Here is a 23796-nt window from a genome sequence, read left to right as displayed (position 1 = left end):
ACAAAGAATGGCACGCCTTTTTCGCTGGCTCCTTCGGCTGACGGCCGGTTCGATTCTGCTCGGTTTGCTCGGCGGAATTCTGGTCTATTTCCTCGCGTCCCAGTCGCTGCCAAACTATGATAAGGAAATCACCCTGCCCGGCCCCACGGCTCCGGTTGAAATCGTGCGGGATCACGCCAATGTGCCGCATATCTTCGGCAGTTTTGGCGCCTCGGATGAAGATGTGTTTTTCGGGCTTGGTTATGCCCATGCCCAGGACCGGTTGTGGCAGATGGCGGTGATGCGCCGGACTGCGCAGGGCCGCCTGTCGGAGGTTTTCGGCGCCCGCACGGTCAAGACTGACAGCTTTCTGCGGCGGCTCGACCTTTACCGGTTGGCGCGGAGCTCCGTCTCCGCCCAAAGTCCGGAAACCCTGCGCGCGCTGGAAGCCTATTCAGCCGGCGTCAACGCGCGTCTTCAGGAAATCAACGAACGGGCCCTGGGTCGTGGGGCGCCCGAGATGTTTCTGTTCAACATGCCGATCGCCCCCTGGCAGCCCGCGGACAGTATCGCCCTTGTAAAACTGATGGCGCTGCAACTGTCACCGCATATGCAGGAGGAAATCCTGCGTGCTCAGACGTCGATTGCGCTGGACGATCCGGCTCGGCTCCGAGACATCCTTCCCGATGCGCCCGGCGCCGGCACCGCGACGCTGCCAGAGTACACCAACCTGTTTCCTCAACTGCAGGACCGCCCCCAGAACAGGACCGAACTGGCCAGCATGATGCCGGTCGCGGAACGCGGACTTGCAGGGGCGTCCAACGCCTGGGCCGCGGCCCCAAGCCGGTCGGCAACAGGTGGCACGCTGTTGGCGAATGACCCACATTTGAAACTGACCGCCCCCGGAACCTGGTATCTGGCGCGGCTCGAACTGGGAACAGGCGGCGTGATCGGCGGCACCATTCCCGGCATTCCGGCCGTCCTCACCGGCCGTTCGCAGCACCTGGGCTGGGGGATAACCTCCTCCTACCTTGATGATCAGGACCTCTTTATCGAAAAGGTCAACCCCGACAACAGCCAGCAATATCTCAGCCCGAACGGATACAAGGATTTCGTATCCCGCCCTTCGATCGTGCAGATCAAGGGGGCCGAGCCGCTCACCCTGACGCTCCGCTGGACCGAAAATGGCCCGGTTTTGCCTGGATCGCTCTTCAACCTCGCCGCCATTACACCACCTGGGCATGTGGTGTCGCTGGGCTGGACGGCCCTGTCCGAGACCGACACGTCAATGACAGCCGCGCTGGAGCTGATGCGCGCCGATTCAATATCGCAAGCGATTGAAATCGGTGAAGGGTTTGTCGCCCCATCCCAGAACCTGACGCTCGCGGATGGCCAGACCGTGGCCATGAAAACCGTCGGGACAATGCCAGATCGCGCGCTCGGCAATCAAAGCCAGGGGCGTTTGCCAAACCAGGGCTGGCGACGGGAAAACAAATGGCAGGGCCGCCTGCCCTATACCGCCAACCCGGAGTTCATTGATCCCCGTGGCGGCATCGTCGGAAATACCAACAACAAACTTCTGGACCGCCCCTTTCCCAACCATGTGTCGTTTGAATGGGGTGATACCCAGCGCATCAACAGATGGCGCCGCTTGATGCAAATGCGCGAAGTTCACACCCGCGACAGTTTCATTGAGGCGCAGTTAGATACCGTCTCCTACAGCGCCAGGACCCTGCTGCCGTTGATCGGGGCAAACCTCTGGTTCACCGGCGAAGCCGCCCCAAGCGGGACTCCGGCCCGCCAGCGTCAGATAGCACTCTCCCTGCTCGCGGAATGGAACGGCGAGATGAACGAACATCTGCCGGAACCCCTGATCTATGCGAGTTGGGTAAGAGCTTTGCAAAAACGCCTGATCGACGACGAGCTTGGCGCCTTGGCCGATGCGTTCTCTCGGGTTGATCCCCTGTTTCTGGAACGGGTGTTCCGCGATGTCGATGGGGCCGCCATCTGGTGCGATGTCCGTCGCAGTACCCCGGTCGAGACCTGTTCCGACATGGCACGACTGGCGCTGGACGATGCGCTGGTCGATATCGACGAAAACTATGGCAACGCTCTCGAAGCCTTGCGTTGGGGCGATGCCCATCAGGCCACCCACGACCACGAAGTCCTCGGCGAGGTTCCGTTGCTGCGGTATTTCGTGAATATTCGGCAATCAACCAGCGGCGGCGACAACACCTTGCAGCGCGGTCTGACCTCGGCCGCTGCGATACGCCCCTTTGAAAATGTCCATGCCGCTGGCTATCGGGGCGTCTACGATTTCGCGGATCCGGACAGTTCTTTGTTCATCATTGCGACCGGTCAATCGGGCCATTTCCTGTCCCGGTTCTATGACGATATGGCGCAATTCTGGCGACGCGGTGAATATCTTCCGATGTCCCTCGATGAAGATCTCGCACGGGCCGCCGCCGTTGGTGTCACCCGGATCCTGCCCAGGAACTAGACAGCGCGGATACGCAGCGGCTCAAAGCGCTGCGTATCGCGATTTCTGTAGTTCGGTCCAGCTCACCGTGATCTCAAAGCCGGTTTCGGTCTGCTCTTCCGCTTCGACGATCTCTTCTTTGAACAACCAAGCGCGCTGTTTTCCTTGCGAAAAATCAAGCGTCAGCACTTCGGTGAGCCGCGCACCCTGCAGTTTTGCGGCGACATCCGCCAGCAGCTCAGGCAGCCCCTCTCCGGTGATCGCAGAGGTGGCAAACAGATCGTCGCTGCGCACGGCGCGTTGCCGACAAGCCTCCGCCTCCTCGGGCGACAGCTGGTCAATCTTGTTCCAGACCTCCAGTCGTGGGCGTTCGTCGCTGACCCCAAGAGAGGACAGAATTTTCTCGACATCTCTCGCCTGACTTTCGGTATCGCTGTGACTGATATCGCGCACGTGGATGACCACATCAGCGGCAAGAACCTCTTCCAGCGTGGCCCGGAAGGCGGCGACGAGTTCGGTTGGCAGATCCGAGATAAACCCGACCGTGTCCGACATGATCACCTCAGGCCCGTCCGGCAGCTCCACCCGCCGCATCGTTGGGTCCAGCGTGGCAAAGAGCATGTCTTTGGCCATCACGTCGGCGCCAGTCAAACGGTTGAAAAGTGTAGATTTTCCAGCGTTGGTATAGCCGACAAGAGCGACAATCGGATAGGGGATCTTGGCCCGTGCTGCCCGATGCAGCGTTCGGGTTTTGACCACTTTATCAAGCTGGCGACGCAACCGCACGAGTTGATCGTCAATCGCGCGCCGGTCTGCCTCGATCTGGGTTTCGCCGGGGCCGCCGACGAAACCAAGCCCGCCGCGCTGGCGTTCTAGGTGGGTCCAAGCCCGCACCAGACGCGTGCGCTGATAGCTGAGGGCAGCCATTTCAACCTGCAGAACCCCCTCGCGGGTTCTGGCCCGATCCGAGAAAATCTCGAGGATCAGCCCGGTGCGGTCCAGGATCTTGACCTTCCATGCCTTTTCCAGGTTGCGCTGCTGAACCGGGCTGACAGACCCATCAATCAGCACCAACTCGATCTCGGCCGCTTTCAGTTCGCCGCCAAGCTCTTCGATTTTTCCGGAACCAAACAGTTTTCCCGCATGCGCTTTGGGCAAACGCACCACCGTCGCACCGATCACTTCAAGATCTGGCAACGCTTCGGCAAGGCCAACGGCCTCCTCAAGCGCGGGCCCTGGCGGGCGCCGACGCTGGTCTGATTTGATTTCCGGATGCAGGACCCAAGCGCGGGTCAGCTTCCTATCATGCTCCATCAATTGGAGTCTTCACCCTCATAGAGACTGATCGGCTGGGCCGGCATGATGGTCGAAATCGCATGCTTGTACACAAGCTGAGATTGACCATCGCGGCGCAGCAACACACAGAAGTTGTCGAACCAGGTAATCACGCCCTGTAGTTTAACACCATTAATCAGAAAGATTGTAACCGGAACTTTGGTTTTGCGAACGTGATTCAGAAACGCGTCCTGAAGATTCTGTCTGTCCGAAGCCATTCTTATTATCTCGCCTTTGTTCTTGTCACGCGTTGCGGCCCAACACGCCCCTTGCACCGAGTATGGACGCAGAAATCTCGGGTTTCCAGCCGAAAAACGTCACTTTTCTGCAAGGCTTAGGCAGATTCTCTCAGCTTCGCCAAAGATTGGGCGACAGAAGTGCGATTATCGCAAGGGTTTCCAGACGGCCAAGCACCATGGCGAAACACAGGATCAGTTTTGCCGGTGCCGCCATCAATCCCAGCTCGATTGGCACCTGTCCCGCGGCCTCGATCAGCGGGCCGGTGGTCGAAAGCCCCGCCACCGCGAGAATCATGGCTTGCTCGAATGGGATACCAAAGGCGGACAGGGCCACACAGATCAGCGTCAAAGAGAGGGCAAACAGCATGAAGAAAATCCACGCAACAAAGGCGCCATTGCTTTGCAGCCGCCGGTTGCCGCGCCCTTCCCCACTGACCGACGACGGCAGAACCAACCGCTCCATCTCGCGCAATCCATTGAGGTAGAGCGCATAGACCCGAAGCAATTTGACTCCGCCGGCGGTTGTCGCCACGCCGCCCCCCATCACTGCCAGGCCAAGCAGGATCATCCCTGGGGTTTCCAGCCCTGACCATTCCTGCGCGCTCAGCCAATAGGCGCTTTCAAACCCGTTGGTGGTGAGGAAAGAGGTAATGGTGAACAACGCCCCCCAAAACGACGCCAATGCCATGGCAAGATCATCAGAGGCGTTCACCTCCAGCGCGGCAATCCAGTGCCGCAAGAACAGCAGCACCGGCACGCCGATAATGATCAACAGGCCAGTGCGGAATTCCGGATCTTTATCCAAACGGCTATAGCCGACGGCCACGGTATCGCTGGAAAACGTCAGTCGTGACAACGCAAACAGCAAGAACAGGAACATGATCATCTCGCCCGCCAACCCCGCCTGGGTTGCGCCGATCCCACCGATCGGAGAGATCCCGGACGTGGCCATGATCGACATCGCATGGCAAATCGCAACCAGACCGCTGTCACCGCACAGCACCAGCAGCAGCGCCAATGCCAAGGTCAGCCCAAGGTACACTGGCGCCAGCGCCCGTGTGACCAGGATCAGCTTGCGCCGCGGATCCGGTCTGTGACTGTCGCGCAGGCTGCTATCGCTGCGCCCTGGCTCTGCGCGGGCCGTCACCTCGAACCCACCAAGCGAGAGCGGCGCAAGCACGGCAGAAGCCGCGATCCACATGAACAGACCACCAAGCCATGCCACCAGAGCGCGCCACAAATGCACCGATTGCGGCAACCGGCCGGGCCCGTCGAAAATATCCGCGCCCGTGGTTGTCAGGGCGCTGACCATATCAAAATAGGCGTTCAGATAGCTTGTGTTTCGCAAAGCATCCTGCAGAGGGACCGCCAAGTACAGGGGCAAAAACACAAAGGTTGCCAACAGCGTCATCAGCTGTCCCGGCATGCCATAGCGGGGTACGCGATTGGCAACCGACAGCGCAACGAATGTGATCACAGTCAGGCCACAGAGACCCGCATAGAAAAAACTTTGCGAGGTCTTGTGGTCGTCCACAGCCAGCGCGTGCACTGCCGGGATCCACATGGCCAAGGCAAAGACGCCCCAGATCAATAGCAAAAGCGGCAAGCGCAGGATGCCGCGCACCTGGGAACGGGGACGACGCCGCATGCTAGAAGTAATCGATCGAGACCTGCATCAGGCGCTCGACCTCCCGCACATCCGCAGCCATCGCAAAGAGCGCGATCGTATCGCCCGCTTCGATCCGCAACTCCCCACTGGGGCGCAGGACCTCGCCATTCTTGGAGACGGCCCCGACCAGCACACCTTCGGGGAAATCAATATCCCGGATGGCTTGCCCCGCCATCGGCGAGGTCGACAGCACTTCGGTTTCGATCACTTCTGCCTCTGCATCGCCAATCGAATAGACCTGCCGGATCCGACCGTAGCGGATATGGCGCAAGATCGAACTGACCGTGGTCGAGCGCGGATTGATATGGGCATCAATGCCCAGATGCGGCAACAACGGCAACAATGTCGGGTCGTTGATCAGCGCAATCGCAAAGGGGCAGCCTTCGGCCTTGGCCCGGACAGCGGCCAGCATGTTGGTCTTGTCGTCATCGGTCACCGCAAGCATGGCATCCGCCTTGTCAATGCCTGCCTCAATCATCAGCCCCCGGTCCAGCCCGTCGCCATTCAGAACGATGGTCCGCTCCAGGGCTTCGGCCGCCCGCTCGGCGTTCTTGCGGCTTTTCTCGATCATCTTGGCCCGGGTCCGGCCAGCACGTGCCTCCAGCGCCTTGGCGACCTCCAGCCCAACATTGCCGCCACCGACGATCACGACACGCTCTTGGCGTTTTTCTTTTTTACCAAAGACTTCCATCGCTCTGTTCACGTCATCCGCATGACAGAACACATAGGCTGCATCGCCGACAAACAACTGATCCCCGGGTTCGGGGGCAAACAGTGACCCGTCGCGGCGAATGCCGACCACGATGGCCCGGAGCGTCGAAAACAACTCTGTCAGCTGTCGCAACGGCGTGTTCACCACGGGACAGTCGTCATCCACCCGAATGCCCAGAAGCTGCGCGCGTCCGTCCATGAACACTTCGGTATCAAACGCGGCCGGGGCGCGCAGACGCTGCATTGCAGCGGCGGCAACCTCCCGTTCGGGGCTGATGACGACATCAATCGGCAAGTGATCGCGCCGGTAGAGATCGGAGTAGATGGCGTTCAGGTAACTTTTCGCCCGCAGCCGCGCAATCTTGCGCTGGATGGAAAACACCGAATGCGCCACCTGGCAGGTGACCATGTTCACCTCATCCGAATGGGTCGCCGCGATGATCATATCGGCGTCACGCGCGCCGGCGCGGTCAAGCACATCAGGATAGGACGCAAACCCGGCGATCCCTTGCACATCAAGGGTATCCGTCGCGCGCCTCACCAGATCAGGATTGTTGTCAACTACGGTGACGTCGTTATGTTCGCCTGAAAGGTGGCGGGCAATCTGCCAGCCTACCTGCCCGGCGCCACAGATAATTACTTTCATCGATCCGCTCTCCGGGCGCTGAAATGCTCCTCTGCATGACAGAAGGCACAAATCTGGTCAATTCAATTGTCCCCGCCGAAGTCCCAGGCGGCGATGCGGACGGTCAGACAGTGGTTTCCTCATTCTCGACGCGGGCAATTCGGGTCCCGGCCTTGTTTGACGTTACCACACCAAGCGACTTCAGCTTACGGTGCAAGGCGGATCTCTCCATCCCGACAAAGGAGGCCGTCCGGCTGATATTGCCGCCAAACCGGTTGATCTGTGTGAGTAGATATTCCCGCTCAAACGCCTCCCGCGCCTCGCGCAGCGGCAAGGTGGCCAAAGCCCCGGAAAGAACGACCCGCCCTTCAGATTCAATCTTTTCCTCTTCGCGCGGCAAGTCTTTTGCCTGGATCGGGTCAGAGGTTTCCCCAAGGATCAGAACACGTTCCACCAGGTTCTTCAACTGACGCACGTTGCCTGGCCACATCATGGTCTGGAGCAAGGCAACCGCATCATCGCTCAGCGCACGCAGAGGCAACCCCTGCGTGGTGTTGAAATGAGCGATGAAGTATTCCGTCAGCAGAGGAATGTCCTCGCGCCGGTCCGCCAAGGCCGGAACATTGATGGGAACCACATTCAAACGGTGAAACAGCTCCTGGCGAAAGTTCCCCTGTTGGATTTCGCTTTCCAGGTCGCGATTGGTTGCGGAAATCACCCGCAAGTCAACTTTCAATTTTTCCGTTCCGCCGACCCGCACGAACTGCTGATCGACCAGAACTCGCAGGATTTTTGACTGTGTTCCCAGAGGCATATCAGCCACTTCGTCGAAAAACACCACGCCACCATCGGCCTGTTCCAACAGGCCCGGCTCGACTCCGCGCTCGCTGCTTTCCCGGCCGAACAACACATACTCCATCCGCTCGGGTTCGATACTGGCACAATTCACCGTAATGAACGGGGCACCCGCCCGATTGGAGTTTGCGTGGATATAGCGCGCCGCAACTTCTTTGCCGCTGCCCGCAGCCCCTGTCAGCATGACCCGACCGTTGGATTTCGTCACTTTGTCGAGCTGACCGATCAAGGTCCGAAACGCGGGCGAGGTTCCGACCATATCTGCGGCGCCAACGTCCTTGCGCCGAAGATCTGTGTTTTCCCGCCGCAGTCTGGACGTTTCCATCGCGCGCCGGATCACAACCATCAACTGGTCAATATTGAACGGTTTTTCGATGAAATCATAGGCACCTTGCTTGATCGCAGCCACCGCGATTTCGACGTTGCCGTGACCCGAAATAATCACGACCGGTACTTCAGGGTGGTCCCGTTTCACGGTTTTCAGGATATCAATTCCGTCCATCTGGCTGTCTTTCAGCCAAATATCGAGAATGAGCAACGACGGCGGTGCGGCCTCAAATGCGGCAATGCACTCTTCGGAGTTCGCGGCCTTTCGGGTCGCGTAGCCTTCGTCTTCCAGAATATCCGAAACGAGTTCCCGGATATCACGCTCATCGTCAACGATCAGAATATCACTCATGTCAGCCCTGCTACTAGATTTTGTTGATGGGCGCCCAGCCCCGGCATTTGAGCCGGGAGGCGGATAACCGCCATGGCGCCCCTGTGGCTCATCTTTTCGAAAAGAGGCGCGTCTTCGAGCGCCAAGGTGCCACCATGCTCTTCGATAATTTTCTTGACGATCGGCAACCCCAATCCGGTCCCTTCGTCCCGGGTTGTCACATAGGGTTCGAACAGCCGCGCCCGGTCGGCCGGAAGACCGATACCATTGTCCGCGATGGTAATCTGAATGCCGGTCTCCTCAGACCGGACTGCCACCCTTATTTCCGGTGCGTAGCCATCGGGTGCGCCTTTTCTCTTCAAGGTTTCAGTCGCTTCCCCGGCGTTCTTAATCAAATTTGTCAGCGCTTGTCCGATCATGGTCGCATCAACGTCAACGGTCAGCGTTGTTTCCGGTATATCGATGGAAATGTGCAGATCAGGCTGCCCGGCCTGCTGGAGCAAAACCGCCTCCTGCACAAGAATGTTCAGGTTTTCTTCGTTGCGCACCGGCTCTGGCATCCGCGCGAACTTTGAAAACTCATCAACAATCCGGCGCAGGTCATTGGTTTGACGCACGATCACATCTGTCATGGATTGCAACTGGTCGCTATGCTCTTCGCCCAGTTTCGGTGCGAATTTCCGCTTTATACGTTCTGCGCTGAGTTGGATCGGTGTGAGCGGGTTCTTGATTTCATGGGCAATGCGACGGGCGACATCGCCCCAAGCCGCCATCCGTTGGGCGCTCACCAGGTCCGTCACATCGTCAAAGGCAACCACGTAGCCCTCAAGCCGCCCCTCACCGGAGCGCCGCGGCGACATGCGGACGAGGAGGTTTTCCAGCCGCCCCTGTCGGGTGACTTTGATCTCGCCCTGGGCGACCGGCGATTTTCCTTCGACCAACTCGGCGTACAATTGACCGAACTCAGGAACGGCAACCGAAATGGCCAACGACTGTTGATCCTCACGCCAGTCCAGCAGACGTTTGGCGGACTTGTTGACAAAAGTGACCGACCCTTTTTCGTCCAGGCCGACAACGCCGGATGTCACCGAGGACAAGACCGAGTCAAACAACCGTCGGCGTTGCTCGATCTGCCGGGTGTTCTCTAAAAGCGTGTCTCGTTGCGCCTGAAGTTGTTGCGTCATCTGATTGAAATAGCGCCCCAATTGGGCAATCTCGTCGTCACCGCGCTCCTCGGTGACTTGCACCGTCAAATTCCCGGACCCAACCCGTTGCGCCGCGATCATCAACCGCCCGACGGGCTTTGACAGCCGCTCCGCGAACCACATCCCCAGCCACATCGCCGCAAGGATCAGGATCACGGCAAACCCCAGATAAAGCAGCCCGAATTCAAACAAGACCCGGCCGCGTTCATTTTCAAGCTGCTGGTAAAGATGCGCGGTCTCCTGGGTATCATCCAGAAGGTTCAGCAGCTCCCCATCGACATCACGACTGACATAGAGGTAGCGATCCACAAAGGCATCCAGCCGAACCAAAGCGCGAAATTCGTTGTTGTCCCAGTCCTGAATGATGAACATGCCAGCGGCCTCGGCCGCTTCAATGTCCTTGGTCTCGGGCATTTCGAAATCGAATTCATAAGATCGCTCGCCGCGCGTCAGGATCGCGCCAGTTCCGTCAATCACGTAGGCCTCTTGCAGCCCCCGCTGAATGCGCAATTGTCCTTGTGAAAGAACCTGCCGCAACTCCCCGTCGCTCATGAAAAAATTGGCGTTTCGACTGCGATCCAGAAAGCGGGCGAGCGCCGCTGCATCCTGTTCAAGATCCTGCCGCTGCTGTCGTTGATAGGCCTCCGCCGCCTTGACCGAATTGCCGATGGCATCGCGCACGCGTTCCGAAAACCAGCCTTCCAGCCCAACGTTTACCGTCAGAACCGCGAAGACCGCGACCGTCACCGTCGGGACCAGGGCTAGAAACGCAAAAGCGCCAATCAACCTGAGATGGAGGCGAGAACCCGCCGACTTTTCACGCCTCGCCGAAATAAGCCGTCCGATCTGACTGAGCACCATCGCGGTGATCGCCAGAACATAGACCAGATCGGCCAGCAGAATCAGACGCAAGGTCGGCGAACTGGCGCCCTGTCCCAGCGGCCCGATGACCAGAAAGGTCGCAAGCGCCATAGTTGGCCCCAAAATCACCAGCCCAAGCGTGGTGATATTGCGCGCCCTACGCGTTTTTCGCCAGCGATCCAAGGCGATCAGCCCTAGATACGCTGATCGGAGATGTGACATCTGCGCCACCGCCTGCCCCCAGCTGATGATGAGCATTCCTTGCCCACCACATGATTTCGCGTGCCCCCATGCCAAACGGGCGAACGGGTCACGCTTCTGTGGCGATATTACATCAGTTTGCGGCGGCGTGTAACCTCAATATCAAGATCTGTGATTTTCTTGCGCAGCGTATTGCGGTTGATACCGAGCAGATCCGCACATTTCGCCTGGTTTCCGCCTGTTGCGGCAAGGGCGATCTCGATCAGCGGGGTTTCGACTTCTTTCAGAAGCCGCGTATAAAGCCCCGGCGGCGGCAACATGTCACCATGCAAATCAAAATAGCGCTGAAGGTGGCGCGCAACGGCATCTGACAGTTTCTCATTGCTGGCGCCGCCGCCCATGACCGGCTCGACACCTGTCGTCTGCGGGCCCAAAGCGGCCGCGACCTCGGATTTTCCAATCTCTTCACTGCGCGCTGTAAGCGCAAGCCGTTTAACAATATTTTCCAGCTGCCGGACGTTGCCTGGCCATGCGAAATGGCGCAACAACTCGCGCGCATCCTCGCTGAGGACATGCCGTGCAGCCCCGTCGCTTTCGGCGCGGGTCAGAAAATGCTCGCTCAGCAAGGCGATGTCTTCCACCCGTTCCCGCAGGGCAGGCACCGCCAGTTCCGTGCCGCAAATCCGATAGTAGAGATCCTGACGCAATGTCCCGGATTCCATCTGTTTGGCCAGATTTTGCTGACTGGTGGTCGCAATAAAACGCGGCGCATGATCGCTAGGCGCATCCATCATGCGCACCAAACGGGCCTGTGCCTCATCAGGCAGGTCGACCAGTTCGTCGATCAACAACGTGCCCCCCTTGACCTGCCCAAGAAGCCGCGAGGGCCCTTCCAGCTCGATCATGTCTGCGGCCTCGCCGACGACAAAAGGCAAGGTTCTACGATCTGAAAAGTCATGAATAGCGCGCGCAATCAATGACTTGCCCGTCCCGCTTTCACCTGTGATCAACAGGGGCATATCGGTGTTCATGACCCGCGCAATAAGACGGTAGAGCGTTTGCATGACCTCTGTTCGCCCGACCAAAGGCAGCTCGTCCGGCCGTTCTTCGACCATTTCGATGCGCCCTGCCGCCTGGGCCGTGCGCTTTTCCGACAGCGCCTTGGCGGTGCGCTTCATCAGCTCCGGCAGATCAAAGGGTTTGGGCAGATAGTCATAGGCATCGGCTTCGGCCGCCTTGATCGCGGTCATGATCGTATTCTGGGCCGAAATCACGATAACCGGCAGCCCTGGGCGGTCCTGTGCGATCTTTGGCAGCATCTCCAGTCCGTTTCCGTCTGGCATCATGACGTCGGATATCACCACATCTCCTTTGCCTTCGCTGACCCAGCGCATCAAAGTGGTCAGTGACGAGGTGGCATGGACCTTGCACCCGGCGCGCGTCAGCGCCTGAGTGAGGACCGTGCGAATGGTGCGATCGTCGTCAGCAACAAGAACGGTGCCGTCCATGCGAATGTGCTCCTTGATTTAGATGTGTTCGCGCGGAACACGCGAAAGTGACAGTCTGAAAACGGTATTTCCCGGCTCTGAGCGGACCGAAATCCAGCCGTTGTGATCGGAGATGATCTTGCTCACCAGCGCCAGCCCAAGCCCGGTGCCATTCTCTCTGCCAGAGACAAACGGTTCGAAAATATCCTCGCGGATATGTTCAGGCAGGCCGGGTCCATCATCGACGATTTCAATTTGAAGCGGCAGCAACTTGCCCTGGCCATCGCTGCGACGGAGCCGGAAAGAATGCTCGTAGAAGGTCCGGATCGTGATCGTTCCGCTTGTTCTTCCAGCCGCTTCCGAGGCGTTCTTCAACAAGTTCAGCACCACCTGCAGCAATTGATCAGGATCCCCCCAGGCCAGGGGCAACGACGGATCGTATTTCTCGACGATCTTCATATGGGCGCCAAACCCCAGCATCGCAGATCTGCGGGCCCGGTCGAGCACATCATGCAGATTGACAGGGCGGAAATCCGGCTCTGACAGATTGCCGAACTGTTCGACCTGCTCCAACAGTTTCACGATCCGGCGGCTTTCGCTTACAATCAGATCCGTGAGTTCAAGGTCTTCCTTGCTCAGGTTCATGCTCACCAGCTGCGCCGCGCCGGTGATACCGGCCAACGGGTTTTTGATCTCATGCGCCAGCATCTCGGCCATACCGATTGCGGATTGGGCAGCTGATTTCGCGGAATGATTCTGCGTCATCCGTCCTGCCAGCTCGCGCGGTGACACCATCAGCAACATATGCCCCTCGTGCCCGTGCAACGGTGAAATCTGGACGGCGCATTGCAGCGGTGCCCGACCGCGCGAGCCGACATCGACATCATTCACAAAGAGCGGCGTCCCTTGCTGGCGGGCTTTGTCAAACGCGGCTTCAATCGCGGTCTCAATCGCGACCTTCTGCCAAATCTGACGGCCAACCAACGACTTACGAGACGCATTGATGAACCCTTCGGCGGCAGAATTGACATCCGTGATGCGGTTTTTCTCATCCACGAGAAAGGCAGGCACCGGCAGCGAGGCCCAGATCGAGCAGTCCGCGCTATGTGGCACTGATGTTGGGCTCATGCCGCATACTCCTGTTGCGGTGTCAGCAAGGCGTCCGGCAAACGGGTCAGAACCTCCTGAGCGGTCCGCGCCGTCAGCACAGCACGGCGCAGCGGCGCCGCCGTGTTTGCCCGCTCCATGTACCAACCCAGATGCTTGCGCGCGACGCGCAGCCCGAGGTCACGGCCATAAAAATTCAACATCGCCTCGTAATGCGTTGAAACCATGTCCACAAACGCTTCCCCCTCGGGAATGTGCGGTGCTGGAGATCCCCAAAGCTCATGCGCCACCTGCGCCAGGAGCCAGGGCTGACCCTGAACACCGCGACCAATCATCACCCCATCCGCACCGGAGGCATCCATGGCCTGCCGGGCGTCGCCGCCATCCAGAATGTCGCCATTGGCCAGCAGCGGCAGCGTGATTGCCTGCCGCACCGCGCCAATTGCCGCCCAATCCGCCTTGCCTTTGTAGAATTGACAGCGCGTGCGGCCGTGAATGGTCACCATCTGCACGCCGACGTCCTGCGCCCTACGCGCCACATCAGCAGCGTTGAGGCAGCTGTCATCCCAGCCAAGCCGCGTTTTCAGCGTCACAGGCACATCAACGGCCTGCACCACCGCCTCGATCAGAGACAGGGCATGGTCCGGCGTTTTCAGCAGGGCCGAGCCGGAGTACCCGCTTGTCACCTTTTTCGCCGGGCACCCCATATTGATGTCGATCATACGTGCGCCGCGATCTGCAACCTGGCGGGCGGCTTCTGCCATCCAGTAGGCCTCCCGGCCGGCCAGCTGCACCGCCGTGTTCTCCACATCGGCGCTCAGCTCTGCCCGTTCCCGGACACCAGGCTTGGCCTGCACCATCTCCTGGCTCGCGACCATCTCGCTCACCACCAGCCCGGCCCCGAAAGAGCGGACAAGATCCCGGTAGGGACGATCCGTGATACCAGCCATCGGCGCCAGAGCGATCGGAGGGTCAACGTGTATGGGTCCAACGGTAAAGGACAATTGCTTAATCCTTGTGCACATGATTGTTTATTAGCTTGAAACGTTCCTATGCTCCATTCCAAGACGCCATTCCACCCTGCACAAGTGATGCACTTGCCTGTTTTTTAATCACCCAAACCGCAGCCGTTGCCAGTTTATCCGCCGCACCGTAAACACAGCGCAGTTTCACCCGCATCAAGGACGTGCCTTCACAATGACCACCGCCGTTTTGATTGTTGCCGCAGGCAAAGGAACACGCGCAGGCGGCGGACTGGCAAAGCAGTGGCGGACACTTGCAGGACGCCCTGTCATCGAGTGGACGATTGAGGCCTTCAAACAGGTGGGGCTGGACCGGATCGTTGTGGTCCGTGACCCTCATAGCGCGGCACAGATTCTGGAACAGCGCACTGACCTTCTCCTCGCCGACGGCGGACCGGACAGAGCGACCTCTGTCCGCAATGGCTTGCGCGCCTTGCAGTCCCAGAACATCGAACATGTCCTGATCCACGATGCCGCGCGCCCCTGCGTCCGGCCGGACGTGATCCGCGCCGTCCTCGATGCGCTGCAGACCTGTCCGGCCGCCGCCCCCGGTGTCCAGGTAACGGATGCCCTCTGGACCGGGGCAGAGGGCAAGGTCAGTGGGACGCAGGACCGAACCGGGCTTTTTGCGGCGCAGACCCCTCAGGGGTTCCACTATCAGGCCATCCTTGCGGCTCATCTCGCGTCGGACACGCCCGCCGCTGACGATGTAGAGGTGGCTCGGGCCGCTGGGCTCCCGGTCCGCATCGTTCCGGGGGACGTGGATAATATCAAAATAACACGGCCCGAGGATTTCGCCCGCGCCGAGACTATATTGAGGACTGCCATGGATATCAGATTGGGCAACGGCTATGACGTGCATCGTTTTGGCCCGGGGGACTCTGTCACGCTTTGCGGCGTCTGCGTGCCGCATGACCGCGGCTTGCAGGGACATTCCGATGCGGATGTTGGCATGCACGCGGTCACGGATGCGCTTTATGGTGCATTGGCAGATGGGGATATCGGACGCCATTTCCCGCCAAGCGATCCGCAATGGAAAGGCGCCGCATCCGAGATTTTCCTGCGACATGCGGTCGCGCGCGCGCACGAGTTGGGCTTCACCATCAGCAATATCGACTGCACGCTCGTCTGCGAATTCCCCAAGATCGGTCCCCATGCCGCCGCCATGCGGACCCGCATGGCCGAGATCACGGGCCTGGAACTGGACCGGATTTCCATAAAGGCCACCACGTCAGAACGGCTTGGTTTTACCGGGCGCGGCGAAGGTATCGCCGCCCTCGCAACAGCAGCATTGGTGCGCTCATGACACTTGCACAACTCCTTGGAACATGTTGTGGCGTCGGCCACTTTCGCCCTGCCCCCGGCACCTGGGGGTCGCTGCTGGCCCTGCCGTTGACCCTTCTGCTGCACCAGCTTGGCGGCTTTCCCTTGCTGGCTGCGGTCACCGTCATTGCCACTGTTGCCGGCTATTGGGCCGCCACAGAAATGACCCGCGGTCAAGAGGACCTCGATCCATCTGAATTCGTGCTGGATGAGCTGGCCGGTCAGATGCTGGCGCTCTGGGCCTTGTCCCTGCCCGCCTGGCTGCATGGCCTGGACATCACCGCCCTCTGGCCGGGCTGGATCGCCGGCTTCCTGCTGTTCCGCTTGTTCGATATCTGGAAACCCGGACCCGTCGGCTGGGCGGATCGAAAAAAAGGCCCCTTTGGCGTCATGACCGACGACTTGATTGCGGGCGTTATGGCGGCAATCGGCATTGTCCTGTTGGCCGGTCTGTCGCATGGGTTACTTGGATTGTGACCCCGGATATCGCCCTTCTGCTTGAACGTGCCAAAGCGCAAGGCACCACCATCGCCACCGCCGAGAGCTGTACCGGCGGCATGATTGTCGCCGCCCTGACCGAGGTTCCAGGATCCTCGGCGGTGGTCGATCGCGGCTTTATCACCTATTCCAACGCCGCCAAAATGCAGATGCTTGGTGTTCAGGCCGAGACGTTGGAACGTTTTGGTGCCGTCAGTGAAGAAACCGCAGGCGAAATGGCCGAGGGCGCGCGCAGCCGCGCGGGGGTCGGGCTGGCCGTTTCTGTCACCGGAATCGCAGGCCCGGGCGGGTCCGATTTCAAACCCGAAGGGCGGGTCTGCTTTGGCCTGGCACAGGCCGGGGCGCAAACCCGGACCGAACTGGTCGATTTTGGCGCCCTCGGCCGACAACAGGTCCGTCAGGCAAGTTGCGATCACGCCTTGGCGCTCTTGCTTCAGGCCTTGGGCCCTTCCCCCGGCTAAAGAAGAAAATCCGCCTTGTTAGAGCCTGTTTCCTCTAGCCGTAGAGCTCGGATGCACGCCGTTCAAAGGCGCGCACGATCCGCTGCATCGCCTCGTTAAAGACCACGCCGATGATACCGCGCAGCACCGCATTCTTGAATTCGAAGTCAACGAAAAACGACGCGTCACAGCCGCCATCGGCCCGGTCCTCAAAGGCCCAATTCGATTTCATATAGCGAAACGGACCATCCAGATACTCGGTGTCTATCTTCTTGTGTTCCGCAAACAGCACCACCCGGCTGCCGAAACGCTCGCGGAACACCTTGAAGGAAATCACCAGGTCCGCTTCCATCACCTCGGCCTCCCCCTGAGGCGTGCGGCTGCGGATCCGTGCAGCCGTGCACCAAGGCAGAAATTTTGGATAAGATGCCACATCCGCAACCAGATCATACATCTGTTGTGCGGTATAAGGCATGTGTCGGGTTTCCGAATGTGTGGGCATATAGGCTGGCTTCGTCTTCTGTACAGGTGGCGCGTGGTGTCCTATGAACGCGGTCGAGATTCAAGGGGGCAAGCATGTCAGAGCAACCATATGTCATCGATGTGATGATTTCAGCAAAAGCCATCGCTGCGCGCATCGAGGAGCTTTGCGAAGAGATAACCGGCGAATTCGGCGATACCGACAAGCTGGTGGTGGTCGGCCTCCTGCGGGGTAGTTTTGTATTTATCGCCGACCTTGTCCGCGAGCTCGACCTGCCAATCGAGGTGGATTTCCTCGAGGCGTCTTCCTATGGCGACGGTATGGAAAGCAGTCGAGAGGTGCGTATTCTCAAAGACTTGCGCGGCGCAATTGAAGGGCGTGACGTCCTTGTTGTCGAAGATATCGTCGACACGGGGCATACGCTCAACCATGTGATTTCATTGCTGAACAGCCGCAAACCCGCGCGGCTCAAATCCATCGCCCTGCTCGACAAACCCTCACGCCGCGAAGTGGACTTCCGTGCAGATTGGATCGGCTTTGAAATCCCGGACGAATTTGTGGTCGGCTATGGCATCGACTTTGCACAACGCAACCGAAACCTGCCGCATATCGGCAAGGTCCGCTTCAACTGAACTGAAACAGCGCAGGCCGCGTCAGGCCGATTGCAGGGCCGTCAGCCCAACCCATCCCGGATCGCCTGTAGAAAGATCCCAGTGCCAATCGGGATCAGGGCGTCGGGGAAATCGTAATCCGGATTGTGAAGCTGCGGGTGGTCTTCTCCCGCACCAAGCCAGAACATCGCCGACGGGGCCGATTTTGCAAATTGGCCAAAATCCTCGGAAAAAGCTTGCGGCTGCGCGCTCGGGCGGAGCGTGACACCTTGCGCATGGCAAGCCGCCGTGATCCGGGCCACGGCATCCGGTGCGTTGGTACAGGCCTCAAACACATCATGATAGGTAATTTCCTGTGTTAAACCATATGCCTCTGCCTTGACCCTCACCCTCTCCAACAGGCTCTGGCGGAGCGAGGTCATGCGCGCGTCAGTGACCGTGCGCAGTGTCACCCAAAGCTCGGCCATGCCCGGAGAGACGCCAAATGTCTGCTCACCCAGAACCGCATGGGTGATCGCGGTCAAGGCATAGGTCTCGTCACGTACCGCGCCGCCCCCTCCCAACTGCGCCAGCTCGGCGATCAGATCAGCCAGCGCCGCCGCGGGCGACACCCCGTCCTGCGGCGCAGCCGCGTGAGAGGTCCGCCCGATCAACCGAATACGCGCCCGCCGCGATGCACAATTCGCCGCACCGTTCGGCAGCTCGACCTCGCCCAAAGGTAGCCCAGGAAGATTGTGGAGCGACAAAACGACATCGGGCGAGATCTCGGCAAATCCAGGCGATGATCGAAAGGCGATGGCGCCTTCTCCTGTCTCCTCTGCGGGCTGAAACATCAAAACTACCCGGCCGTTGGCCGGGCGCTGCCGCGCCAGCTCCATCGCCACGCCGACCACTATCGTCATATGGCCATCATGCCCGCAAAGATGCGCCCTGCCCGCAACTTGCGACGCATAGTTCAGGTCGTTTTCTTCGGGAATGGGCAGCGCATCCAGCTCGCAACGGATCGCGAGAGTTGGCCCTGCGCACCCGCTGTCAAACACCGCCGCCACCCCGGCGCCGCCAAGCCCCGTCAGAACCCGGTCAGCGCCAAGCGCCTCCATCTCGGACTGGATGCGGCGGGCAGTGGCATGTTCAGCCCCCGACAGTTCCGGCGCGGCATGAAGCGTGTGGCGAAGCCTCGTCAACCTCGCCAACTGCTCCGGCGTCATGCCAGGCCGAGCTTGGCGTTCCGGGCTGCGCGCAGTCGGGCAAAATCTTCGCCCGCATGATAAGACGAACGCGTCAACGGCGTGGCTGATACCATCAGGAACCCCTTGCCATAGGCCGCTTTTTCATACGAAGCGAACTCCTCCGGCGTCACGAACCGATCGACAGCGTGATGTTTCGGTGTCGGCTGCAGATACTGACCGATGGTCAGAAAATCAATATCCGCGGCGCGCATGTCATCCATCACCTGTTTGACCTGCATTGCCCCCTCGCCCAGGCCCACCATGATCCCGGATTTGGTGAAGATGCTGGGATCGATTTCCTTCACCCGTTGCAACAGGCGCAGGGAGTGGAAGTAACGGGCCCCGGCGCGCACCTCTGGATAAAGGCCTGGCACGGTTTCAAGGTTGTGGTTGAAGACATCTGGCTTGGCCGCAACCACGGTCTCCAGCGCGGAGTCATCACAGCGCAAAAAATCGGGCGTCAGAATTTCGATCGTTGTCGACGGCGAGCGATGACGGACCGCGCGGATGGTCTGTGCGAAATGCGACGCGCCGCCATCCTCCACGTCATCGCGGTCAACGGAGGTGATGACCACGTGGTTCAGACCCAGTTTGGCGACCGCATGGGCGACGCGCCCAGGCTCGAATGCATCCAGATCCTCCGGCGGTTTTCCCGTGGCGATATTACAGAACGAACAGGCCCGCGTACAGGTGTCGCCCATGATCATCATGGTCGCGTGCCCCTGGCTCCAGCATTCACCGACATTGGGACAGCCGGCTTCCTCACAGACGGTGACGAGATTATTTTCCCGCATGATCTTGTGGGTCTCGGCATAGCCTTTGCCACCTGGGGCCTTGACGCGAATCCAGCTTGGCTTCTTGGGCTGAGCATTATCGGGGCGATGCGCTTTTTCTGGGTGGCGCTGCTCTGGAATCTTCAGATCTCGCACAGGGTCTTCCTTGTGGCTACGTCGGTTGTTGCACCGTAACATAGCAGCCGCAGAGGACCACGACCAGAGGCGCATGCCTGCCCTGCGCAAAACGCATTGAAACCGTTGACCAATTCCAGATCGTTAACACATCAGGTGACCTGAATTCGAAAACCCTCATAAAAATACCGAATGTGGGCGATAAAACTTCCACCTCTCACTTCACCGGATCGTACGGATTTATTTCGCGTGTCTTTCACTTACATTCTCCGTTTCATTTCCATTGATCATCGAACTTTGTTTGCACATATCAATTCAACCACTCTGAAATTTCGTTTATTATTCTGACAGCCCTCTTAATTTCCCTTGGCACATATTCATTTGTTCTCCCTTTACCCCACCCGACGCCGCAGCGCTGTCAGGTACAATCCCTAACTTCACCTTTTTGAAGGTTACCCTCTGCCGCGTCGGCCATCTTTTGATATTGGGTAATATTCTTGCGCATCGGTCACCCAATCATCTGGCTTTGAGGCGGTTGCGCCATATAGTGCTGGTGCAACTGCTCCAATGCGATGCGGAGCACGATCTTACCGGATCGTGCGGACCACCCCAAATCCCGCTCTGCCGCCTCCAGCCCTTCCAGATGGCAACAACATTTCATGGCAATGTCGCTCAGCCCTGGCCCCAAGGCGCAAAGCGCGGAAGAGGCGCGTTGAAACGCCTGTCTTGCCGGACTGTCAAAATCGCGGGGCTCTCCGAAACCGCCTGGCTCTGCAAAGCTGGCTTGTTCGATGGCGACATGTCGACCGATCTGCGCCAGTTCAAAGTCTTCTCGCAACCTCTCGCCAGCGCTTACCATTTCCGCTGTCAAGAACGGGTCGCCATTGCGGTCCACCAGCCGAGCGAGGGTTTGGATTGGGGTTTCAAGCTGCCCATATCGGGCCCGTTTGCTAAACTTTTCCGCCTTGACCGGGGTCGCGGCGATCACGGCGGCAATACCAGATTGCGTCGTTGTCTCTATCCGAACGCGGCGTTTATTCTCTGCCGCCGCCATCGTCTTTGCCAGAAAGTCGCGACCTTCCATCGAAATGCGATAGCGGAACACCCGACCAGACGCGAAACAGGTGATCCACTCCAGCAGCGCCAGCACCTCGGCGAGACTGCGGTCGACCACGGTTTTGTTCAGATCTTCGCCAGCGCCCCGCACGACAACAACCTTTGGCATGTCCCGTCCGGCAACAAGTACAGCGCTCGGCTGTGTCAGCATGGTTAAGCAACGGGCCGCATCCCGCTCAGAGTAATAGTTTTTGTCCTGATTTTCTGTCTCCCCCTCTGCCTTTGGATAGAATGTCTCGGACAACCGCTGCAAGGCGCCGTCGATCAGCGGGTCCTCTCTGTTCGTCTCCAGCCGGCGCACCTGCCGCAGCACGGTAGAAGCATGACAATCAGCCCGCCTCGCCAGCTCGCGGATGGAAACTTGCGCGACCGTATGTTCCAGATACCGAAAAACCTCAGCAGAAACCCAACCAGGTAAATCTGTCTTGATGTTTCCGTTCATAGTTGTCCCCCGATTTGTTGCATGGCGCTGAGAGTCGAAGAAGCATCAGCGGCTCTGCCCCCGGGACTTTTCTCATGCACCTTGCTGGACGATTGAATTCTGGCAGCTCAACGAACATGCCACAGATTATCAAAGCGAACGAAAATACACAGTTCGCCAATCCGCAGAAATCCGCAACACCCGTCGAGGTTGAGTATTATCCACGCCATTGTTCACTGGTTAATGAGGACCGTCATGCAGGACTTGGTAAGCCGTCTCAAAACTCTCTCCCGCCCCAGATTGCTGTCACGCGCGGCCCGGATCGGCGCGACGGGGTATTCCAGGCACCGGGATCTCAGACGGATACTGGGGCCGGTCCTGCCCGTTCGCCACGGCCTGATCCTGGTGCGACTTCTGGACATTGAGGCAGAGCAGGACGCCGCGCGTGTTGCCCGCAACCCCGGATATTCGCTGGTGCGCCATGTCGAAGTGCTGATCGCTATCGCCGCCGAAAGCCGGGACTATATCGCCGCCAGCCGGTCCGGAGGCCCAACAGGGCATGCCGCCGGGGCTGCGGCGACAAAGAATGAAATTGACCGGCATCCCACAACGGAAAACGGCGCCGAAATCGACGCCGTAACCTGGGAGTGTTTTGGATGATGTGGCCTGCGCTACATAAACGCGTCCGGCATCGAGGCTTTCTTCTCGGCAACAAAGGCAAGCAAGGCCTCGCGGGTGGCGGGGTCCATCTCTGGCTGCTTGTAGGTCGCCAGAAGGTTCTCGACCCGCGATGTCGCCAGTTTATAGGTATCGCGCGCGCCTTCTTCTTCCCATGTTTCAAAGGGCTTGTAGTCAAGAAGATCCGACTTCCAGAAGGCCGTTTTGAAATTGGCCTGGGTATGGGCGCAGCCGAGATAATGCCCGCCCGGCCCGACTTCGCGAATGGCGTCCATGGCCTGCCCCGTCTCGTCCGCCACAATCCCCTTGGCCAGCCCATGCAGCGCACCAAGCTGGTCGGCGTCCATCACGAATTTCTCAAAATCCGCAACCAGCCCCCCTTCGAGCCAGCCGCAGGAATGGAGCATGAAGTTGACCCCGGACATCAGCCCCATGTTCAGGGAATTCGCGCTTTCATAGGCGGCCTGAGCATCCGGCAGCTTGGAGCCGCAGAACGATCCCGCCGAGCGGAACGGCAGGTTCAAACGCCGCGCCAGTTGACCCGCGCCATAGGTCACAAGCGAGGCCTCTGGCGTGCCAAAGGTCGGCGCGCCGGAGTTCATGTCGATGGAGGACACAAAAGCGCCAAAGATCACGGGCGCCCCGGCCCGGACCAGCTGGCTGTAGGCGACACCGGCCAGAACTTCGGCGAGAACCTGCGTCAGCGTGCCTGCGACCGACACGGGCGCCATCGCGCCGCCGACGATAAAGGGCGAAATGATACAGGCCTGGTTGTTCCGCGCGTAGACCTCGAGCGAGCCCATCATCACGTCGTCAAAGGTCAGCGGCGAGTTGATATTGATGAGCGAGGTCATCACGGTATTGTTCTGGACGAAGTCGGCGCCAAACAGAACGCTGCACATATCGACAGAGTCTTGGGCGCGGCTGGGTTCGGTGACCGACCCCATAAAGGGTTTGTCCGACAGCTCCATATGGGCCATCAGCATATCAAGATGGCGCTTGTTCACCGGCACATCCGTCGGCTCGCAGACGGTGCCACCCGAGTGATGCAGCCATTTGGACATATACCCCAGCTTCACGAACTTCTGGAAATCCTCCAGCGTCGCATACCGGCGCCCGCCGTTTGCGTCCCGAACAAAGGGAGGCCCGTAGATCGGCGCAAGCACGAGGTTCCGGCCACCGATTACGACATTTCGATCCGGGTTGCGGGCATGCTGGGTGAATTCGCTCGGCGCGGTTTCGCAGAGCTTGCGCGCCAGTCCACGCGGGATGCGGACCCGTTCGCCCTGCACATCGGCCCCTGCGTTTCGCCACAGATCCAGTGCGCTTGGGTTGTCGACGAAATTGACGCCGATTTCTTCGAGCACGGTTTCCGCGTTCGCTTCAATGATCTGAAGCGCCTCTTCGTTCAGCACCTCGAAATTCGGTATGTTCCGTTCGATGTATCTGGCGGTTTCGAATTTGACGCTCGTCCGTTCTGCGCGACGGGCGGCGCCACCGCCACCCCGGTTCCGGCGACGCGGTGCTGCATCTGTCATCGTTGTTCCTCACGACAGTATGAATCTTTGTGCAGTCTACCTATCGGAGCCAACACCGCCGCCCTCGAAGGATAACGGCTATTCTCGCATAAATGCGACATTCGCGCCGGGATTTTCGCC

General features: G+C 59.3%; 20 protein-coding genes. 6 read left to right on the top strand and 14 right to left on the bottom strand.

The annotated features are described in order from the left end of the window. Window positions 1–7: 7 nt before the first annotated feature. A complete protein-coding gene (locus tag TRIHO_RS12610; protein ID WP_068244066.1) occupies window positions 8–2479 on the top strand; it encodes a penicillin acylase family protein in 2472 nt (823 codons plus the stop codon). A 21-nt stretch (window positions 2480–2500) separates the two neighbouring features. Here TRIHO_RS12610 and hflX read toward each other — a convergent pair whose 3' ends face one another. The 9 genes from hflX to dusB all read right to left on the bottom strand — a co-directional run bounded on the left by hflX (window position 2501) and on the right by dusB (window position 14415). Beyond that, window positions 2501–3772 carry a GTPase HflX gene (gene hflX / locus TRIHO_RS12605; protein WP_068244059.1) on the bottom strand — a complete coding sequence of 424 codons (1272 nt, stop codon included), beginning with the start codon at window positions 3770–3772 and terminating at the stop codon, window positions 2501–2503. Next, a complete protein-coding gene (gene hfq, locus TRIHO_RS12600) occupies window positions 3772–4011 on the bottom strand; it encodes an RNA chaperone Hfq (protein ID WP_005611588.1) in 240 nt (79 codons plus the stop codon). Before hfq ends, hflX begins: the two co-directional genes overlap by 1 nt. Window positions 4012–4141: 130 nt before the next feature. Continuing rightward, window positions 4142–5680, bottom strand: a complete 1539-nt coding sequence (locus TRIHO_RS12595; protein WP_068244056.1) for a TrkH family potassium uptake protein — start codon at window positions 5678–5680, stop codon at window positions 4142–4144. A 1-nt stretch (window position 5681) separates the two neighbouring features. Continuing rightward, window positions 5682–7058, bottom strand: a complete 1377-nt coding sequence (trkA, locus tag TRIHO_RS12590; RefSeq protein WP_068244054.1) for a Trk system potassium transporter TrkA — start codon at window positions 7056–7058, stop codon at window positions 5682–5684. Window positions 7059–7161: 103 nt separating this feature from the next. Beyond that, window positions 7162–8571, bottom strand: coding sequence for a nitrogen assimilation response regulator NtrX (ntrX, locus tag TRIHO_RS12585; RefSeq protein WP_068244051.1), 1410 nt, complete (start codon window positions 8569–8571; stop codon window positions 7162–7164). Continuing rightward, window positions 8568–10847, bottom strand: a complete 2280-nt coding sequence (locus TRIHO_RS12580) for a sensor histidine kinase NtrY-like (RefSeq protein WP_068244448.1) — start codon at window positions 10845–10847, stop codon at window positions 8568–8570. Before TRIHO_RS12580 ends, ntrX begins: the two co-directional genes overlap by 4 nt. Before the next feature lie 98 nt (window positions 10848–10945). Next, window positions 10946–12325, bottom strand: a complete 1380-nt coding sequence (locus TRIHO_RS12575; RefSeq protein WP_068244049.1) for a response regulator — start codon at window positions 12323–12325, stop codon at window positions 10946–10948. An 18-nt stretch (window positions 12326–12343) separates the two neighbouring features. Continuing rightward, a complete protein-coding gene (locus tag TRIHO_RS12570) occupies window positions 12344–13432 on the bottom strand; it encodes a two-component system sensor histidine kinase NtrB (protein WP_068244046.1) in 1089 nt (362 codons plus the stop codon). Continuing rightward, complete coding sequence (gene dusB, locus TRIHO_RS12565) at window positions 13429–14415, bottom strand: tRNA dihydrouridine synthase DusB (RefSeq protein WP_068244043.1); 987 nt, start codon at window positions 14413–14415, stop codon at window positions 13429–13431. The genes TRIHO_RS12570 and dusB overlap by 4 nt, the downstream gene beginning before the upstream one ends. 193 nt (window positions 14416–14608) lie before the next feature. Here dusB and TRIHO_RS12560 point away from each other — a divergent pair, with 193 nt between their 5' ends. From TRIHO_RS12560 to TRIHO_RS12550, 3 genes are read left to right on the top strand one after another with little or no spacing between them, the layout of a single operon-like run. Then, on the top strand, window positions 14609–15739 hold the full coding sequence (locus TRIHO_RS12560) for a bifunctional 2-C-methyl-D-erythritol 4-phosphate cytidylyltransferase/2-C-methyl-D-erythritol 2,4-cyclodiphosphate synthase (RefSeq protein ID WP_068244040.1): 1131 nt from the start codon (window positions 14609–14611) through the stop codon (window positions 15737–15739). After that, window positions 15736–16233, top strand: a complete 498-nt coding sequence (locus TRIHO_RS12555) for a phosphatidylglycerophosphatase A family protein (RefSeq protein WP_068244038.1) — start codon at window positions 15736–15738, stop codon at window positions 16231–16233. The genes TRIHO_RS12560 and TRIHO_RS12555 overlap by 4 nt, the downstream gene beginning before the upstream one ends. Then, entirely contained in the window at window positions 16230–16715 is a 486-nt protein-coding gene (locus TRIHO_RS12550) for a CinA family protein (protein ID WP_068244036.1), read from the top strand. The genes TRIHO_RS12555 and TRIHO_RS12550 overlap by 4 nt, the downstream gene beginning before the upstream one ends. Before the next feature lie 34 nt (window positions 16716–16749). Here the strand turns inward: TRIHO_RS12550 and TRIHO_RS12545 are convergent, their stop codons facing one another. Beyond that, a complete protein-coding gene (locus tag TRIHO_RS12545; protein WP_068244034.1) occupies window positions 16750–17196 on the bottom strand; it encodes a type II toxin-antitoxin system RatA family toxin in 447 nt (148 codons plus the stop codon). A 74-nt stretch (window positions 17197–17270) separates the two neighbouring features. On the opposite strand from TRIHO_RS12545, the gene hpt reads away from it, so the two are divergent. Then, complete coding sequence (hpt, locus tag TRIHO_RS12540) at window positions 17271–17807, top strand: hypoxanthine phosphoribosyltransferase (RefSeq protein ID WP_068244031.1); 537 nt, start codon at window positions 17271–17273, stop codon at window positions 17805–17807. A gap of 41 nt (window positions 17808–17848) precedes the next feature. Here the strand turns inward: hpt and TRIHO_RS12535 are convergent, their stop codons facing one another. The 3 genes from TRIHO_RS12535 to TRIHO_RS12525 all read right to left on the bottom strand — a co-directional run bounded on the left by TRIHO_RS12535 (window position 17849) and on the right by TRIHO_RS12525 (window position 21148). Beyond that, on the bottom strand, window positions 17849–18994 hold the full coding sequence (locus TRIHO_RS12535) for an amidohydrolase (RefSeq protein WP_068244029.1): 1146 nt from the start codon (window positions 18992–18994) through the stop codon (window positions 17849–17851). Then, complete coding sequence (gene lipA / locus TRIHO_RS12530) at window positions 18991–19944, bottom strand: lipoyl synthase (RefSeq protein ID WP_068244026.1); 954 nt, start codon at window positions 19942–19944, stop codon at window positions 18991–18993. Before lipA ends, TRIHO_RS12535 begins: the two co-directional genes overlap by 4 nt. Before the next feature lie 487 nt (window positions 19945–20431). After that, window positions 20432–21148, bottom strand: coding sequence for a DUF6456 domain-containing protein (locus TRIHO_RS12525; RefSeq protein ID WP_332307224.1), 717 nt, complete (start codon window positions 21146–21148; stop codon window positions 20432–20434). Between the two features lie 567 nt (window positions 21149–21715). Between TRIHO_RS12525 and TRIHO_RS12520 the strand changes: the two genes are divergently transcribed. Continuing rightward, window positions 21716–22120, top strand: coding sequence for a DUF6477 family protein (locus tag TRIHO_RS12520; RefSeq protein ID WP_232367781.1), 405 nt, complete (start codon window positions 21716–21718; stop codon window positions 22118–22120). An 11-nt stretch (window positions 22121–22131) separates the two neighbouring features. Here the strand turns inward: TRIHO_RS12520 and TRIHO_RS12515 are convergent, their stop codons facing one another. Continuing rightward, the gene (locus TRIHO_RS12515) at window positions 22132–23676 is read right to left on the bottom strand and encodes a trimethylamine methyltransferase family protein (protein WP_068244019.1); all 1545 of its coding nucleotides are present in this window, start codon (window positions 23674–23676) and stop codon (window positions 22132–22134) included. Window positions 23677–23796: the final 120 nt, after the last annotated feature.

It is taken from the genome of Tritonibacter horizontis (assembly GCF_001518015.1).
Classification (GTDB): Bacteria; Pseudomonadota; Alphaproteobacteria; order Rhodobacterales; family Rhodobacteraceae; genus Epibacterium; species Epibacterium horizontis.
The sequence above is the reverse complement of the archived record's forward strand: the minus strand, read 5'-3'. Positions and strand labels throughout refer to the sequence as shown.

Bases quoted from the DNA above. Each gene is read 5' to 3' on its own strand.
- hpt (WP_068244031.1), top strand. From the start codon at position 17,271: ATGTCAGAGCAACCATATGTCATCGATGTGATGATTTCAGCAAAAGCC.
- TRIHO_RS12515 (WP_068244019.1), bottom strand. From the start codon at position 23,676: ATGACAGATGCAGCACCGCGTCGCCGGAACCGGGGTGGCGGTGGCGCC.
- TRIHO_RS12520 (WP_232367781.1), top strand. From the start codon at position 21,716: ATGCAGGACTTGGTAAGCCGTCTCAAAACTCTCTCCCGCCCCAGATTG.
- TRIHO_RS12555 (WP_068244038.1), top strand. From the start codon at position 15,736: ATGACACTTGCACAACTCCTTGGAACATGTTGTGGCGTCGGCCACTTT.
- TRIHO_RS12595 (WP_068244056.1), bottom strand. From the start codon at position 5,680: ATGCGGCGTCGTCCCCGTTCCCAGGTGCGCGGCATCCTGCGCTTGCCG.
- TRIHO_RS12525 (WP_332307224.1), bottom strand. From the start codon at position 21,148: ATGCCAAAGGTTGTTGTCGTGCGGGGCGCTGGCGAAGATCTGAACAAA.
- ntrX (WP_068244051.1), bottom strand. From the start codon at position 8,571: ATGAGTGATATTCTGATCGTTGACGATGAGCGTGATATCCGGGAACTC.
- TRIHO_RS12575 (WP_068244049.1), bottom strand. From the start codon at position 12,325: ATGGACGGCACCGTTCTTGTTGCTGACGACGATCGCACCATTCGCACG.
- TRIHO_RS12545 (WP_068244034.1), bottom strand. From the start codon at position 17,196: ATGCCCACACATTCGGAAACCCGACACATGCCTTATACCGCACAACAG.
- TRIHO_RS12610 (WP_068244066.1), top strand. From the start codon at position 8: ATGGCACGCCTTTTTCGCTGGCTCCTTCGGCTGACGGCCGGTTCGATT.
- TRIHO_RS12570 (WP_068244046.1), bottom strand. From the start codon at position 13,432: ATGAGCCCAACATCAGTGCCACATAGCGCGGACTGCTCGATCTGGGCC.
- hflX (WP_068244059.1), bottom strand. From the start codon at position 3,772: ATGGAGCATGATAGGAAGCTGACCCGCGCTTGGGTCCTGCATCCGGAA.
- TRIHO_RS12535 (WP_068244029.1), bottom strand. From the start codon at position 18,994: ATGACGCCGGAGCAGTTGGCGAGGTTGACGAGGCTTCGCCACACGCTT.
- TRIHO_RS12560 (WP_068244040.1), top strand. From the start codon at position 14,609: ATGACCACCGCCGTTTTGATTGTTGCCGCAGGCAAAGGAACACGCGCA.
- hfq (WP_005611588.1), bottom strand. From the start codon at position 4,011: ATGGCTTCGGACAGACAGAATCTTCAGGACGCGTTTCTGAATCACGTT.
- trkA (WP_068244054.1), bottom strand. From the start codon at position 7,058: ATGAAAGTAATTATCTGTGGCGCCGGGCAGGTAGGCTGGCAGATTGCC.